Consider the following 14,776-nt stretch of genomic DNA (forward strand, 5'->3'; position numbering starts at 1 on the left):
GACCAATGACCAATGACTAATGACTAATGATAAATTTCAAAACATATCAGCAGGGTCGGCAGATTGAAGTTTGCGAGTGGCGATCGCTCCCGAAATTCCACACATAATGATGGTTAGAATCAGAACGAGTAAGGCTCGCGATAATGTCATTAAAATGGGTAGTGCAGTTGCTTTTGCTGCGAGATTATAAAGTCCAATTGGTAAAATTAAACCAGGAATAAAGCCAAAAAAAGCTAGGATAATTGCTTCTTCAAAGACTACCGCAAGTAAGTATTGGTTACGGTATCCCATTGCTTTAAAAGTTGCATATTCTTTGATGTGACTGTTAACATCGGTTGAAAGTACCTGATAAACAATGACAACGCCCACTACAAATGCCATCGCTGTTCCTAATCCAAAAATGAATCCAATTGGGCTTTCTTTCTGCCAATAACTCTGCTCAAATTCAATGTATTCTTGATGAGTCATAACTCTGACATCATTAGGTAGATGAGAGTGTAATGCAGTAGCAACTTGCTTTGGGTCATAACCTGGTTGGAGTTTAATTAATCCCAGATTGATGCTAGCGGCTTCTCGTCGAGGAAAGAAATGTAAGAAAGTTTGATCGCTACCAATCAAAATTCCATCCGCACCAAAGGATGCTCCTAATGTAAATAATCCAGGGATGGTAACGGTACGGCGCTCAATTTCAGTAGTAACAATTTTTCCTCCTTCAACTTGAGCGATCGCATCTTTATAACTTCCTCTAGAATTGCGATCGAATAACACCCGATCTGGCAGCTTAATTTTTTTCAATTGCTGATTCACTTCTGGCAAATTCAAAGCTGGTTGTTCAGGCTCAAACCCAATCACTTGCATAGATGTATCTTTGCGAGTTTCGGGATGTTTCCAAGTAATAGTATTGGAATAAAACGCTTGTGCTGATTGGACTCCCGGAATATCCTTTGCTTGATACAAACGTCGCCGTGAGAACGTGCCTAAATTCTGTGTGTTCCGCGCTTGGGGACTGACTAAGACAATATCTGCATTCAAAGTACGGCTGAGTTTTGTATTGCTATCGTACAATGCACTTTGAAAACCAAGCTGCATAAACATCAGCACATCAGCAAAAGCAATCCCTGATAATGCCACTAAAAGACGGCCTTTTTCCCGACTCAGTTGCAGCCATCCGAGGGGCGTTCGCCGTTGAATTTGGTGAATAAATCCAATCATAATAATTCGTAATTAAGATCCATTTTGGAGGTTGCTGAATCGGAGAACGATTCTTTGCGCCTTTGCGTGAAATAAAAAACCATCATTTTTCAATTTCTGCTGTAATTTGCAAATTAGTAAACTTAGCAGCTTTTTTACTTGATGCGTCATCCAAAGCCACATGCACCTCAACCACCCTGGCATCAATATTAGTACTAGGGTCAGTATTAACAATAGTTTGCCGTTTCACTTGAGAACCAATACGTTCAACTTTCCCCACAAGTTCGCCAGGAATCGAATCGCTAGTTACTTGCACCCGTTGTCCGATTTTCACATCACTGATGTCGCTTTGATAAACCTCAGCAACTGCATACATGCGTTGAGTCTGCCCAATTTCCACAATCCCATCGTTGCCAACGACTTCTCCAGCACGGGTATGAATCTCTAGAATTTCACCATCAATCGGCGATCGCACTGATGCTTGATTCAGTTCTGCCTGGGCTTGTTTCATGGCTGCAATGGCGCGATCAACTTCTACTTGGTTCTGTTTCACATCCACTGGCCGCACTTCTGCAATCCGATCCAGATTTGCTCTGGCTTGATTAAGTTGCGCTGGACTGGTAGATTGAATCCGCGCTAACACTGCTTTTGCCTCTTGCAAACTCTTCTGAGTAGTTTCTAAAGTTAACTGTCTGGTATCTCGATCGGCAGCTGAGATTGCACCCTCCTGATACAACGACTGATAGCGGTTGTATTGTGTCTGTGCATTTGTTAATTCTGATGTTAACCGAGCCACTGTTGCCGCTTGAGCATCAATGTCTCCCTGTCGTTGTGCTGACAAACGAGCAATTTCGGCACGTTGAGCATTAATTTCTCCAGTTTTAGCTCCCGCTTTGGTGATAGCAAGTTTCGCTTGGGCAACTTTCACATCTTCCTGCGCTTGCTGATATGCTGCTAAGAGGCGATCGCGGTTATCCAAAATTGCAATTACTTGCCCTATCTTGACGCGATCGCCTTCCTTAACTAACAATTCTTCCACTCGATTGCCGTTATTGGCGGTGGGAGCTGACAAGTTAACCGTTTCTCCCTGAGGTTCCAATCGCCCCAGCGCTGTCACTGTAGTAATTTGGGGTGAAGTTGCTGCTGTGGTGGGATTTTGTACCTGTTGATTTGATGGCGATCGCGAGAGTACATACGCAGAAGTTCCACCCACAATAATCAACGCGCTAGCAGCAATTCCAAACCATTGACGAGATTTAGCAGAGGTAGGGCTACCCGGTAAGTTTTGCAGCATTAACAAGCTCCTAGTTACATTTAATAGCTAGACAAAACTGTTTCGTTTCGTGTATATTATTAAGGTAAACGAAACTGTTTCGTCTTGTCAAGTGTATGCTGGAAATATATGTGAATGACGTGAATGAGTTCGCTAGTTTATTTGTAAAATCAAGACATGAGCAAATCTAAGAGTGTTGAGCGCGATTTATCTCCCGAGAAGACTGAAATGATTCTCGATGGGGCAATGCAAGAGTTTCTCGAAAACGGCTATGCAGCAGCCAGAATAGATAAAATTGCTGTGGCGGCGGGTGTTTCTAAAGCGACGATATACAGGCGTTTTCCCGACAAGGAAAGTTTGTTTACAGCATTGATGCAGCAATTAGCTTGCAAAAAAGAACTTTTTAATTCAGCACAAATCCAATCTGCTCAAGGCGATCCGGTTTCTTTGCTGAGATCCTTTGCAAATAGGATGCTTGAGCATATTGCAGACGATCCGCAAGCTCTGACATTCTTCAGGATTATTATTGGTGAGTCAGGGAGGTTTCCAGAATTAGCGCGAGCATTTGTCAAGAACATTGAAAAACCGATGCTAGAAGCTCTCACCCAATACCTAGCTTCTCATCCAGAACTAGGGCTTCCCGATGCTGAAGTTACCGCGCGAGCTTTTGTTGGGACACTCGTTCATTTCGTCCTTTTGCGAGATATTATGCAAAGTGGCGATATCGTGCCGATGGAACGCGATCGCCTGCTTGATAATTTAGTGAAATTAATTATTAAATAAGAATTCAGAATGAGAAGACTTTGATACCCAAATCGAATATGGCGATTTTTTTTTGAATGAGGTACACACTTAGGATAGGACAGATGTGCTATCCTCATTGATTTTCAATAATCTGAATTCTGATTCCTGACTCCTGAATTCTTTCCACTTGCTTAGGAGCTTTGATTTCAGTAAATAACTGAATTGCTTGATGAATATTCATATGACTTTCATCAGGCTGAGCCATTTTTTGATAAGTTAAACCCAATTGAAAATAAGCTTCAGCTAAGTCACATTTAGCACCGAGTTTTTCTAAAAGTCCGATTGCTTCTGTATGATTAGCAAGAGCTAATTCAAAATTTGCTTGGTGTCGATGGATTTCGGCTAATGCATTGAGTGTTTTAGCTTTTACTTGCATATAGTGACTTTCTTCTGCAAAAGTCAGAGCTTGGTTGAACATTTGATTTGCCTGCTCAAATTCTCCTAAATTGACATAGGTTTGTCCCAAAATTTGCATGAAATAAGCAAATCTTCCAGTCTGTTCTACTAGTTTTGAATTCGTAATATTTTGATAAGCTACATCTGCTAATTGATATGAAGCATCACGCAAACCTGAATAAGAATATACCAAAGCTAAACACACTGAAGCCTTTTCAGCCCAGCGATGATGCTTGGTATTTTGAGCCAGGTAAATTACTTGTTGAAATAACTTTGTAGCTGCTTTTAGTTCCCACAAATCTATTTGATAAAGACCAATACTTAATAAAGAATCTACCTCAAGCATCCTTAGATAGTAAACTGTATGTTTATTTTCTGGCTGAGGTACAAGAGATTTGAGTGCTTGCGTTGCTAAAGTAATAGTCTTTTCTTGACAAGCGATCGCTTGACTAATTTTACCTATTATCCAGTAGAAATCACCCAAAATATTGTAAAGTTCGCTGAGATTTTGGTGATTTTCCAGATTGTTAACAACTTGATTAATTGCCGTCAGTATAGGCTGAATTAATCCCATACGATACAGCGTACTGCCAAGAGGTAAAAACTGCTGCCATTGATTATTTCGGCTTTTGAGAAGAACTTTGCCTGCCAACTCAAATTCTTGAATTTCGATGTAGTGATAATATGCCTCTAAAGCTTGCAAAGCATCTTTAAAAGATTCAATTTGTTTAACACTGCCTGTCCAAAACTCAGCGGCTTTGTGGTTGGCGATTCTCCATTCATCGCTGGGTCGTAAACGGGCGATCGCTTCTGCACGAATCACTGGATGTAGCCAATATTTACCTCGATCACACTCTATCAAAGACCGATTTCTTAAGGAAGTAATAATTTGGCGATGTTGGTCGGGTGGAACATCCCAGAGCAAACAAAATAAACCTTGAGATGAGATACTTGGTATGTCTTGATAACGATAACATCCCAAACGGCAAAGCAAGCGATATGCTTGGAGGTCGAGATTTTGTAAACGATTAATTTGACTAACAGCTAAATTTTTTAAGTCGGTTGCGGCTAAAGGATCAGCCTGATTTTCTTGCCAATAAACAGCCATATCACCGTCAAAATCCTCTTGAATCGAACCACAGAGAATTCCCATTGCTTTAGCATTACCGTTATATGTGCGATGCATGATTTCTAAAGTTGGCAAGTCGATCGCTAATCCCTGGTTGCTAAAAAACTGTTGCCATGCGCTTTGATCCAAACCAGGAAGCCGATAGCGATCAACATTTAGTCCAGGTTCACAAAGGCGATCGCGGCTAGTAATTAGAGTCACAGATTGCACCCTAGCATCAGCTAAAACTCGTAATAGCTCTACATAGTTGCGGTGGGAAGCAATCAACCCACCTTTTCCATCCAATGCAGGTTCGAGATTATCAATTAACACCCCAATCCGCCGATTGTGGAGTTGGCGCTTGAGTCGTGCCAAAGTTACGCCAAATTCTACCCCAGGTTCTTCATTAAAATCTTGTTTGAGCCATTCCTCTACAACTCGTTCGGCGGGAGTGATGTTTTGCGTTTCCTTGGCCATCAGCAATTCCAAAACCAACTCAAAATCCTGAGTTTGGAGATATTGCTGCGCCAGAGTAGTTTTGCCCAAACCGCCTTCACCTTGAATGACAATCACTTTCGAGCCTTGATTTACCAAAGCATTCAGGTGAGCGATCGCTTCTGTTCGTCCAATAAAATTGCTATCCTCTAATTTTGGGGCGGCGTGTGGCGTTCTAGAGTAATCAATCAGACTCGATATCGTATTACTTTTTCTCAGAACCCGTTCCAAAGTAGCGCGACAATTACTTTTAGTAATCTTCTGGCGCAGTACCTTAGAAAGTAACTTCCATAACTGAGAACCAGCATCCTTAGCATGTCCTTCCGTACAACCGTAAGAACGAGCGATATCCAAGTATTTCCTACCCAACCAAACTTGCCCAAGAATTACTTTTTGCAAATCGCTCAACCGTTCCCCGGTCTGAGCAGGAATTATGGTGTCTAACCATGCTAATGCTGCTTGGGCGTCCATTTGTAACGGCTAGGGTAGTTCAGACTTTTACACACAACTATAAATCACTCTACAGCTATGCTTTTCAAATTTTCGGATAAGATTTTGTAAATCCTACTTTTTTCCCGACTTTTCCGGCCTTGCCTTCAAAGCGAAACTATAAAAGCCTTGTGGTCTAATAAAATAAAACTTATTAGGTCACCTCAGCACCATCATTACTTATGGTGAAATCCGACCCCCGTCAATCTTTGCCTAGCAGCGCTGAACTTCCTTGTTCAGACGATACGCCAGTGGATAACGAAGACCAAAATTTTATTCCCAATTTACTTTTGTTCTTGCTGCAATATATTTGGGCAGACCGTAATGACTGGTTTTTCAGTGTTGATATGGGTGTTTACCATACCACAGGTGTTAGCCCGCTTGTGCCAATTGTTCCAGATGGATTTTTGAGCTTGGGTGTAGAACGTCGCAAAGCAGGTAAATCGCGTAAAAGTTATGTTCTTTGGGAAGAAAACGAAATTCCACCCATTCTTGCTTTAGAAATTGTCTCCTTAACTCCTGGTGGAGAATACGACAAAAAATTAGATACTTATGCCAAGTTAGGAGTACTGTACTACATTATTTATAATCCAGAGTATTGGCAACGTGATCGTCACCAACCTTTTGAAGTTTATCGCTTAGTAGATGGTAGCTATCAATTGCAAATTGGCGAACCTTTTTGGATGCCAGAAATTGGTTTAGGAATTAGTAGGGGGCAATACGTATCTGGTAATATCCCGCGTCAGGTTTTGTATTGGTATGACCGACAAGGAAAGCGATATCAAACTCCAGAAGAACAGCTTGAATTAGCGCAAAAACAACTTGAGCGTTATCGTCAGCAATTTGGGGAACTGCCAGAGGCTTAAATTAACCAAAAAGGATTTTTACAGGTTAAAAAAACTTATTCTCTTAAATACGAGTAAATTTTATGAGAAATTAATGATTGATCTAGAAACAATTAGGACTTACGCAAAAACTCTCTGAAACTCTTATTTCTTTGTGTTATTTGTGTCCTTTGTGGTTCGTTTTTTCATAATTTTGCGTAAGTCCTGACAATGAAACTTTATTTTCAAGTACAATAAGGTGTTGAAAGTATAAACCAGCATGAACATGGAAACTACAACTAAAAGGCAAGCATTAATTAAGGCTATTAATGAACAATTAGAACTCGCTTATGACGATACACTACAAGAAATTTTAGAACTGTTAAAAATTCGTAAACAAGAAGACGAATCAGACGAAATAGAGTTTGAAGAGGGATTAAAAGATATTGCAGAAAATGGTACTTTAACTTGGTCAGAACATCAGCAACAAATTGCATGAGCTACCAAGTAGAAATTTCCAAGAGTGCATCTAAACAACTCAAAAAGTTACCCTTAGATATTCAATCAAGGTTAGAGAGCAAAATTCAACAATTAGGTCAAGACCCTCGCCCTGATGGTGTCGGTAAATTAAAAAATGGCGAGAATCGTTATCGCATCAGAGTAGGCGATTATCGGATTTTGTATCAGATTTTCGATGATGTATTAATAGTAATCGTTGTTAGAGTAGGACATCGTAGAGAAGTTTATAAGGACGAATAAAATTACTGTCTCTGGATTTTTATGAGCTATAGCAGCAGAGACGAGATTTTAAACCCAAATTTTCTATAACCAACTTTTTCTCTGACTTTTGTAGCTGCATCAGATAAAACTGCCTACTTTCGCCGACTGACAAAACAAAGTGCGATCGCTTAGGCTATTGGGCAAAGAGATAAAAAGCAAAGTATAAAAATTATGCTTCACACCCTCAGCCCACTTGCAGAAGACTTAGCAGGTCAAACCCATCCCAGTCCGCACTATTTCCAAACACAGCAGTGCATTCGTTCCCTGATAGACAGATATGTTGCAGTCGAAAAACTACATGAGCGTCTGCAAGATTTACTGATACAGTTTGCTAATCCCCAACCGCGTCCTTGGAAACTCATCGACTGGCAAACAATAAATCGCAATCAAATTATCGGCATAGAGCCAGAAGTATTCTTATCAATATTGATAGGTGCAATGGATACAGAAGCCCCCATTCGTGGCTATACCCAAACCAGCCGCCAATATTTGGAAAAACTGCATCCTCAGATGGCTCGCTTTGTTGGTGGCACAGTCGGTGAAGACAACAACCTCATAGAACTTGGCTTGTGGGAAAAAGAAGAACGTCAGCATACCCCTGCATTAATCAAAGTCTACACCCAATTAACAGGCGACAAAATTACCGCCACACATCGCACAGTTCGAGGCTATCTCCCCACAGATGACCCTTACGAAGATTTATATCGCCACGGCTTACACCGTATAGCCACAGAATATGGTGCAACCTGCCTTTATCTTTGGCTAATGGCTCACACCACAGGTGCGCTCCACGACGTACTCGAAGAACTAGCACAAGACGAAATCAATCACATGACCAAATTCTGGGGGTTTGGAGTCTGGGCTTTCCCTGATACAGGACTAATGCGAATTGGACGCACCCTCATCAAAACGCGATCGCAAAACTATCAGCGCAACAACCTTATACGTACCCTCCGGCGCATGATGGCCACTCTCAACTGGAACGCCTGGTCATTAACCAATAAAACCACCCTCCTCTTCACCTTCACCTACACAATGCATCGCTTATGGACTTGGAACAACACCCTCACACCAAAATACTTACAAACTTTATTTGAAACTCCTCAATCAATCATTCCGGCTTTCAGACGCGATGAATTGCGTCTCTACATGAAACCTGTTCAATAAACCTCTTCCTCTCTTCTTTGCGTCTTTACGCCTTTGCGTGAACTTTTCATTATTTTCCTCAACACCAAAAATTCATGACTTTATTACCCACCGATCTAAACCCCCAACACCTACCCCACCACATCGCCGTCATCATGGATGGTAACGGCCGATGGGCAACCAATCGAGGATTACCCCGCATCGCCGGACATCGCCAAGGAGCAAAAACCCTCAAAGAACTATTACGTTGCTGCAAACATTGGGGAATCAAAGCCCTAACAGCCTACGCTTTCTCAACAGAAAATTGGCAGCGTCCCATTGAAGAAGTAAATTTTCTGATGCTTTTGTTTGAGCGATTACTACGCCGCGAATTAGCACAGATGCATCAAGAAGGAGTGCGAATTTCGTTTATTGGAGATTTATCGGTTCTACCCAAGTCTCTACAAACAGAAATGGAACGTTCAATGACAGAGACGCTAAACAATCAAGCAATACACTTTACTGTCGCAGTCAACTACGGTAGCCGCAACGAAATTACAAAAGTCTGTCGCCAAGTAGCCGACTTAGTCGAACGAGGCGAACTCAGCCCGGAACAAGTGAATCAAAGTCTTATCGAAAAACACCTCTATACCGCAGATACTCCGGAACCAGATTTGCTGATTCGTACCAGCGGTGAGATGCGGTTAAGTAATTTTCTGTTGTGGCAAATGGCCTATACAGAAATGTATTTCACTGATATTCTTTGGCCAGATTTTAACACAGAAGCATTTCATCAGGCTTTGTTGAGTTACCAAAAGCGCGATCGCCGTTTTGGCCAAGTTAAAACTTCACTCTCAGCTTAGTGTACAAAAGTTCTCCTCACACTTCCCCGAAAGGGGATGAAAACTTTTGACAATAACTTGTCACGAATCGGCAAACTATTATTCATGAGTAATTTTTCCATCGTTGATACGATCTAGCAAGTTGCTACTTGTCACAATCAGCAAATCTATGTAATTTTACTACTTGACCCAAATCATATCTATCATGGGTGCCAAAAACGGGATTTTTTGGGCTTTGATCTCGTAAATCTCGTTTTTTCTGGCAGAAACCCGGTTTTTTTAGTTTGTGAAAAATAAGACTAAATATTAGCTATTGATAAATTTAGTACTCAATATTTGTTTGTCAAAATAGTATCTATCAATTGATAGATTTATCTGAAAATATATTTTAATATATAAACTGCAATAATTAAGCCAAAAAACTTATGGTAATGTTTTCGCAAATATTAATTTTCTAATACTGTCAATCGTGCAGAATATAAATAAATATTATAAATAATAAAAATATGGAAAAAAATGGTATCAGTGCTAGCCTTTCAACTGAAAACCTAACCTTTCGTCCAGGTGATACTCCTGCCTCGTTTGAGGTAACTGTCAATAATGACAGCGGTGAGTTTGTGAATTTTCAGATAGAAATTACCGCAGCCGGAGAAACTCGCAACCCCGCTTATCGCTGGTATAGACTCGAACCAGAAGTATCAGCAGCTAAGCCAACAGGCAGTAGTACAATATTCCAAGTCTTCATATTCAATACGCCGATAGTGGGATTTGTCGGCACTGTTAACCTTATGGTGAAGATTTTTTCACCACAGTTAGCACAACAATGCAGACTTGTGCTGCGTCTGAAAATTGAGCGAGACAATAGACCAACACATTTAAGTTTAGAATTACCTGTGCGAGAGTTCCAAGTTTATCCCCGCAATTCTCTGGATATATTGATACGGGTGCGGAACTTGAGTCAACAACCGACAAATGTGGTGCTACGTTTTACAGGTATAGATCCGTCTTGGGTGACTAATAGTGCAGAACGACGATTAGCTATAGAACCCGGTGGTATAGCAGAAGCCACATTCCAATGCCAACCTCCTTCTGTATTGCAAGCGCCCAGTCAAAACTATCCTTTTGCCATCGAAGCCGTTAGCAATAATGGTTACCCAACTAGTACTCAAGGCAATATTGAAGTTTTACCTGTGGGTTTTGTAGAATTTACGGCCACACAAAAACACCTAAAAATTCCTAGTAAATCGGCATGGTTACCCGACTGGAAATCCAATACAGCCTCTTTTGAATTGCTATTTAAAAATGCTAGTAACTTAAATCAGCAACTTGATGTGCAAGTTCAGGGTAGAGACGAACGAAAATGTAGTTTTAAGAAGTTTCCTGAAATCGCCAATTTAAATTTAGGAGAGACAACTAAAGTTATTCTTGATGTGAAAACAAAACGTCCTTGGGTAGGAATAGGGAAAACTTTGTTGCTGGAGGCTAAATCGGAATTATCCGACCACCGTTTAGGTACTACAGACCCCGCCACCCAGACATTAGAAGTGCGGGTTTTGCCGATTATACCTGTGTGGTTACAATTAGCAGCGATCGCCGCCCTTGCAGCACTGATAGCATGGATAATACAACCAAGGGGTGTCATGCATACGCGTTCCGTGAACTCAGTGCGTTTTAGTGGCATTGGTTTGTCTGTTGTCAGTGGTTCAGACGATTGCACATTAAGACTTTGGAGTATCGGCAACCATCGTTTAGATGCTGACGACAGAGTAACATATGCTGGGCAGCCTATTGCTTGTGATAAACCGCAACAGCCCAAAGGTTTGATGACCATAACTGATGACGCTGTACAAGTCTTACGTTTTATGCCATTACAAAACGATCGCGCTGCCGTTGGTCTAGATAATGGTGTAATTGAACTCAGAGATGTACCCTCAGGTGTTAAGATTAGCGAACTTCAAGATCTTAAAGATCCAAAAGCAAAAGGCGATCGCGTTTTTGATTTAGTTTTTACTCCCAATTCTCTAAATTTATTTAGTGGTTATGGTAGCGGGAAAGTTAGATTATGGTCAAGACCAGCACCCAATACTAATTTTCTGTCAGAACCACAAGCGATCGATGTACAAAGTACATTAAAATTATCAGGTTTTCAAGTTCGTGCCTTAACTCTCAGTCCAGATGCCACAACTGTTGTGATTGCTGGAAACTTTAAGCGCTTCATCTTATGGCAGTGGAATCCAAGTCAAAATAATAAACAATTTCCAGATTTATCAGTGCAAAATCTGGAAAAATTAGATGAAAGAGTAGGGCGTGAAGATTATATTTGGGCATTAGCTTTTGTGCCTAATTCGGCAGAAAAAATCCTTGCAACTTCTGATTCTGCAGGATACATCACAATTTGGAATTTAAATCGCTGCAAGATTCTCACAAATCCCAATTCCCAAGTACAAGTAAATGAACTAAATTGCCCACCACTAGACCGCTGGTCAGCCTCGAAAACATCTGTGCGTAGTCTAGCATTTAGTGAAGATGGTAATCTGCTAGTCAGTGGTGGCGATGATGGACGAGTCGTAATTTGGTATCTAACCTCCGAACATCAACTCGATAAAACAAAGGCAGCAGAAGGTAAAACAATTTACCAAACCTCTAAAAAAATCAATAGTATCGACTTGAAAACTAATCAAGGAACCATGATTGTGAGTGGCAGTGAAGATTTTCAGGTCAAACTACACCGCATCAAATAAGGGAGTCGATGACATGCAAGCTAAATTCAACCCACTGCAAGTTTATATCAACCCATCTGATATTCAATTTGGAATGCCGGGAGATAGTATTGTTCTCTATATAGTTGTGACTAATCAGGGAGATAAAAGTGCTGTTATTGACTTATATTTTGTTTTTGATGAGGGATTTCAAAATTTAACAGGCTGGTCTAGTTCTCCTAGAGAAAGTTTATCATTAGATCCAGGGCAAAATAGTGACGAAGTGAAATTTGAATTTCAAATTGCCCCTGACGCTTTTCCTGGAACCTATGAGTATACCTTATTCGTAGACTCCCCTCTGCATTATCCCCAAGATACTCCCCTAACCTTTCCAAACCAAATTAAGGTTCTGCAAAGAGAACAGACCGCAATTCGGTTGAATGACCCGACATTTTTCATTAGACCTAACACCAACCCCAACAAGCAATTGATTTTCAATTTTAGTGAAGCTTTGCAAGTTGAGGTAATAGTTGACAATCCCTCCGATCGTGTAGACCATTTCCGCTTGACTTGCCCAGATTTAGATGATGACTGGTTCACAATCAATTATCCCACAAGTGGATTAGAGGGACAAGGATTGGTATCTGAGGTAAATGCATTAAAACTCAATCCTGGTTCTCAAGGTCAAATATTATTGAAATTTCATCCACCTGCGGATACCATCGCCGGTAGTTATTCTCCAACAATCCGCTTGTACTCGGAAAACTCTCCAGACTTAGTGCTACTCGATTTGGTATACATCCAAATTCCCACAAATTATCGCCTAGATATAGAACTTAATACAATTTTGGGGCAAGTTAGCCGTAGTCTTGGCAAGTATGAATTATCACTAGCTAACCGAGGAAACATTGTCCGTGAACTGATATTGAGCTTAAAAAATCGAGACGAGGAAGAACTTTATACTTACACTTTTGAGCCTACTGAGGTGAGATTAATACCTAGTAAAAGTGCCATAGCCAATTTGATGGTCAAACCTAAACCTTGGTGGCGACGACCGTGGCTTGGTACAGGACTAGTTGTCAACTTTCAAGTTAACATCAAAGACCAACAAAGTTTACCTTTACCTAACACATTCCCTCAGGGAACATTGATATGGAAACCTCGTCCTTGGTGGCAATTTCTCCTATTAATTTTAGCAATTTTGGGGTTATTGGGAGGGATAGGATTTATTATTTTGCGAATTTTAAACCCTGACCCTTTAAGATTGGAATCTTTTGAACCTAATAACTCTCGAATTACTGAAGGCGATGAGGTAGCCTTGAGTTGGAAAATTCAACACTATAAACAGTTGCAAAAGCTGGTTCTCACAAGCAAAGGTTCACAACCTATTCAACCTATTACTTATGACTTTAGCAATGGTATTCCTCAGTCACTAGGTAAAAGTAACGCTAATGAAATACCTCCTTGTCAGGTGGAAGAAAAACAAGAACTCATTTGTAGCAATGTGAAAACTGGAGTGAGAACCAAAGGTAATTACACTTTTGAGTTACAAGCTATTTATCGCAATGGTATACAATTATTTTCTCGAAAAGACCAAGTAGCAACTAAAACAACTCCAGTAGAAATAGTTGAGAAAGAGATTGCTAGAGTGATTAACTTTCAAGCAGATAAAACACAATATACAAAAGGTGAAAACATTCTTTTAAGTTGGACAATTGACCGTCCCTTATTGCTGGCACAAATTCAACTTATTGGTAGTGCAGATGATGGTACATCATATAGTGAACCAATTACTTATAAATTTAATCAAGGTAATATTGCTGACCCGAAGCTGCAAAAACTCTGCACACAACAAAATCAACAATTGCAATGTACAAATATTCCTCTTCCCGCATTCAAAGCTGGAAAATTTGCCTTTGAAATTAAAGCTTTTCCTAATAACGGAAGCCCAAAAAATGATTCTAAAAAGACTGAATCTAAAATTGCAATATTACCAAAACCATTTCAGATTGTTTCTTTCACAATCAACGGTAGTCAACAACCAAATCTAGAACTCAACGAAGGAACAACAGCAACTCTCAATTGGAGAGTAGAAGGAGAAAATATTCAGGTTAAACTTCAACCTTATGGCAATAATATTCCAGCAGTTGGTTCAATGAAGCTTCCAGTCAATCTAGCTTTCCCGCCTCAAATTGCACTGCAAGTTAATGATATATCTGGTAACCAGCAACCCCAGCAGAAAGGATTTGCCATCAAAGTCATCCCAAAACCAGAACCTACTCCCATACCTCCCATTAACCCAACTCCACCTAATCTTCCGCCCAATAACCCATTTAAGAGTCCTTTACCTTAAGCCTAGTTTATCTAGTGTAAATAATGTTCGTAGTCCTTGATTTTTTAAGCACTAAAGTGCTTACTACGAACCTCTCAAATTTACACTTTTTGGGCTACGTGAAAAGCAGAGATATACGAAAGTTGCAAACTGCTTCCAAAATTATCTTCGATGCGATGCTTCAATGCTGAAAAGAAAGACTCTTTGCTATGTGGATCTAATTTTATGTACATCGAGTAATATCAAGTTCGGATAATCACTTATTATTAAAATTTCTCCGCGTCCCCGCGTCCCCGCGTCAGTCTTAATGATAAGTCTTCATCCGAACATGATATAAGTACTCAAAAGAAACTGTTAAATACCCATCAACAGTGTATGTCACTTCTGATACAAATTGTCCCCATATTAAGTTTTTGAA

Annotated in this window: 11 protein-coding genes; 8 read left to right on the forward strand and 3 right to left on the reverse strand. The window is 40.3% G+C overall.

The window, feature by feature from the left end; translation table 11 throughout:
* Positions 1-36: 36 nt before the first annotated feature.
* Positions 37-1,212 (reverse strand): ABC transporter permease DevC, encoded by a 1,176-nt coding sequence (devC, locus tag ACM0OY_RS10335; RefSeq protein ID WP_414568767.1) that lies wholly within the window; start codon positions 1,210-1,212, stop codon positions 37-39.
* Between the two features lie 82 nt (positions 1,213-1,294).
* Positions 1,295-2,485 (reverse strand): ABC exporter membrane fusion protein, encoded by a 1,191-nt coding sequence (locus ACM0OY_RS10340; RefSeq protein ID WP_414568768.1) that lies wholly within the window; start codon positions 2,483-2,485, stop codon positions 1,295-1,297.
* Positions 2,486-2,641: 156 nt separating this feature from the next.
* Between ACM0OY_RS10340 and ACM0OY_RS10345 the strand changes: the two genes are divergently transcribed.
* Complete coding sequence (locus tag ACM0OY_RS10345) at positions 2,642-3,247, forward strand: TetR/AcrR family transcriptional regulator (RefSeq protein WP_414568769.1); 606 nt, start codon at positions 2,642-2,644, stop codon at positions 3,245-3,247.
* A gap of 94 nt (positions 3,248-3,341) precedes the next feature.
* Here the strand turns inward: ACM0OY_RS10345 and ACM0OY_RS10350 are convergent, their stop codons facing one another.
* Complete coding sequence (locus ACM0OY_RS10350; RefSeq protein WP_414568770.1) at positions 3,342-5,738, reverse strand: tetratricopeptide repeat protein; 2,397 nt, start codon at positions 5,736-5,738, stop codon at positions 3,342-3,344.
* A 200-nt stretch (positions 5,739-5,938) separates the two neighbouring features.
* Between ACM0OY_RS10350 and ACM0OY_RS10355 the strand changes: the two genes are divergently transcribed.
* The 7 genes from ACM0OY_RS10355 (at position 5,939) to ACM0OY_RS10385 (ending at position 14,379) form a co-directional block, all read left to right on the forward strand.
* Positions 5,939-6,622 (forward strand): Uma2 family endonuclease, encoded by a 684-nt coding sequence (locus ACM0OY_RS10355; protein ID WP_414568771.1) that lies wholly within the window; start codon positions 5,939-5,941, stop codon positions 6,620-6,622.
* A 238-nt stretch (positions 6,623-6,860) separates the two neighbouring features.
* Positions 6,861-7,079, forward strand: coding sequence for a hypothetical protein (locus tag ACM0OY_RS10360; protein WP_414568772.1), 219 nt, complete (start codon positions 6,861-6,863; stop codon positions 7,077-7,079).
* On the forward strand, positions 7,076-7,339 hold the full coding sequence (locus ACM0OY_RS10365) for a type II toxin-antitoxin system RelE family toxin (protein ID WP_414568773.1): 264 nt from the start codon (positions 7,076-7,078) through the stop codon (positions 7,337-7,339). Before ACM0OY_RS10360 ends, ACM0OY_RS10365 begins: the two co-directional genes overlap by 4 nt.
* Before the next feature lie 192 nt (positions 7,340-7,531).
* Positions 7,532-8,527 (forward strand): ferritin-like domain-containing protein, encoded by a 996-nt coding sequence (locus ACM0OY_RS10370; RefSeq protein ID WP_414568774.1) that lies wholly within the window; start codon positions 7,532-7,534, stop codon positions 8,525-8,527.
* A 74-nt stretch (positions 8,528-8,601) separates the two neighbouring features.
* Positions 8,602-9,348 (forward strand): isoprenyl transferase, encoded by a 747-nt coding sequence (locus ACM0OY_RS10375; protein ID WP_414568775.1) that lies wholly within the window; start codon positions 8,602-8,604, stop codon positions 9,346-9,348.
* Positions 9,349-9,833: 485 nt separating this feature from the next.
* Positions 9,834-12,068, forward strand: coding sequence for a hypothetical protein (locus tag ACM0OY_RS10380; RefSeq protein WP_414568776.1), 2,235 nt, complete (start codon positions 9,834-9,836; stop codon positions 12,066-12,068).
* Between the two features lie 13 nt (positions 12,069-12,081).
* Positions 12,082-14,379, forward strand: a complete 2,298-nt coding sequence (locus ACM0OY_RS10385; protein ID WP_414568777.1) for a hypothetical protein — start codon at positions 12,082-12,084, stop codon at positions 14,377-14,379.
* Positions 14,380-14,776: the final 397 nt, after the last annotated feature.

This window comes from Nostoc sp. CCY 9925 (assembly GCF_963920935.1).
Classification (GTDB): domain Bacteria; phylum Cyanobacteriota; class Cyanobacteriia; order Cyanobacteriales; family Nostocaceae; genus Nostoc.

What these genes read in the sequence shown, in the direction of transcription:
- ACM0OY_RS10355 (WP_414568771.1), top strand. Translation starts at nt 5,939, where the DNA reads ATGGTGAAATCCGACCCCCGTCAATCTTTGCCTAGCAGCGCTGAACTT.
- devC (WP_414568767.1), bottom strand. Translation starts at nt 1,212, where the DNA reads ATGATTGGATTTATTCACCAAATTCAACGGCGAACGCCCCTCGGATGG.
- ACM0OY_RS10375 (WP_414568775.1), top strand. Translation starts at nt 8,602, where the DNA reads ATGACTTTATTACCCACCGATCTAAACCCCCAACACCTACCCCACCAC.
- ACM0OY_RS10365 (WP_414568773.1), top strand. Translation starts at nt 7,076, where the DNA reads ATGAGCTACCAAGTAGAAATTTCCAAGAGTGCATCTAAACAACTCAAA.
- ACM0OY_RS10340 (WP_414568768.1), bottom strand. Translation starts at nt 2,485, where the DNA reads ATGCTGCAAAACTTACCGGGTAGCCCTACCTCTGCTAAATCTCGTCAA.
- ACM0OY_RS10380 (WP_414568776.1), top strand. Translation starts at nt 9,834, where the DNA reads ATGGAAAAAAATGGTATCAGTGCTAGCCTTTCAACTGAAAACCTAACC.
- ACM0OY_RS10385 (WP_414568777.1), top strand. Translation starts at nt 12,082, where the DNA reads ATGCAAGCTAAATTCAACCCACTGCAAGTTTATATCAACCCATCTGAT.
- ACM0OY_RS10345 (WP_414568769.1), top strand. Translation starts at nt 2,642, where the DNA reads ATGAGCAAATCTAAGAGTGTTGAGCGCGATTTATCTCCCGAGAAGACT.
- ACM0OY_RS10360 (WP_414568772.1), top strand. Translation starts at nt 6,861, where the DNA reads ATGAACATGGAAACTACAACTAAAAGGCAAGCATTAATTAAGGCTATT.
- ACM0OY_RS10350 (WP_414568770.1), bottom strand. Translation starts at nt 5,738, where the DNA reads ATGGACGCCCAAGCAGCATTAGCATGGTTAGACACCATAATTCCTGCT.
- ACM0OY_RS10370 (WP_414568774.1), top strand. Translation starts at nt 7,532, where the DNA reads ATGCTTCACACCCTCAGCCCACTTGCAGAAGACTTAGCAGGTCAAACC.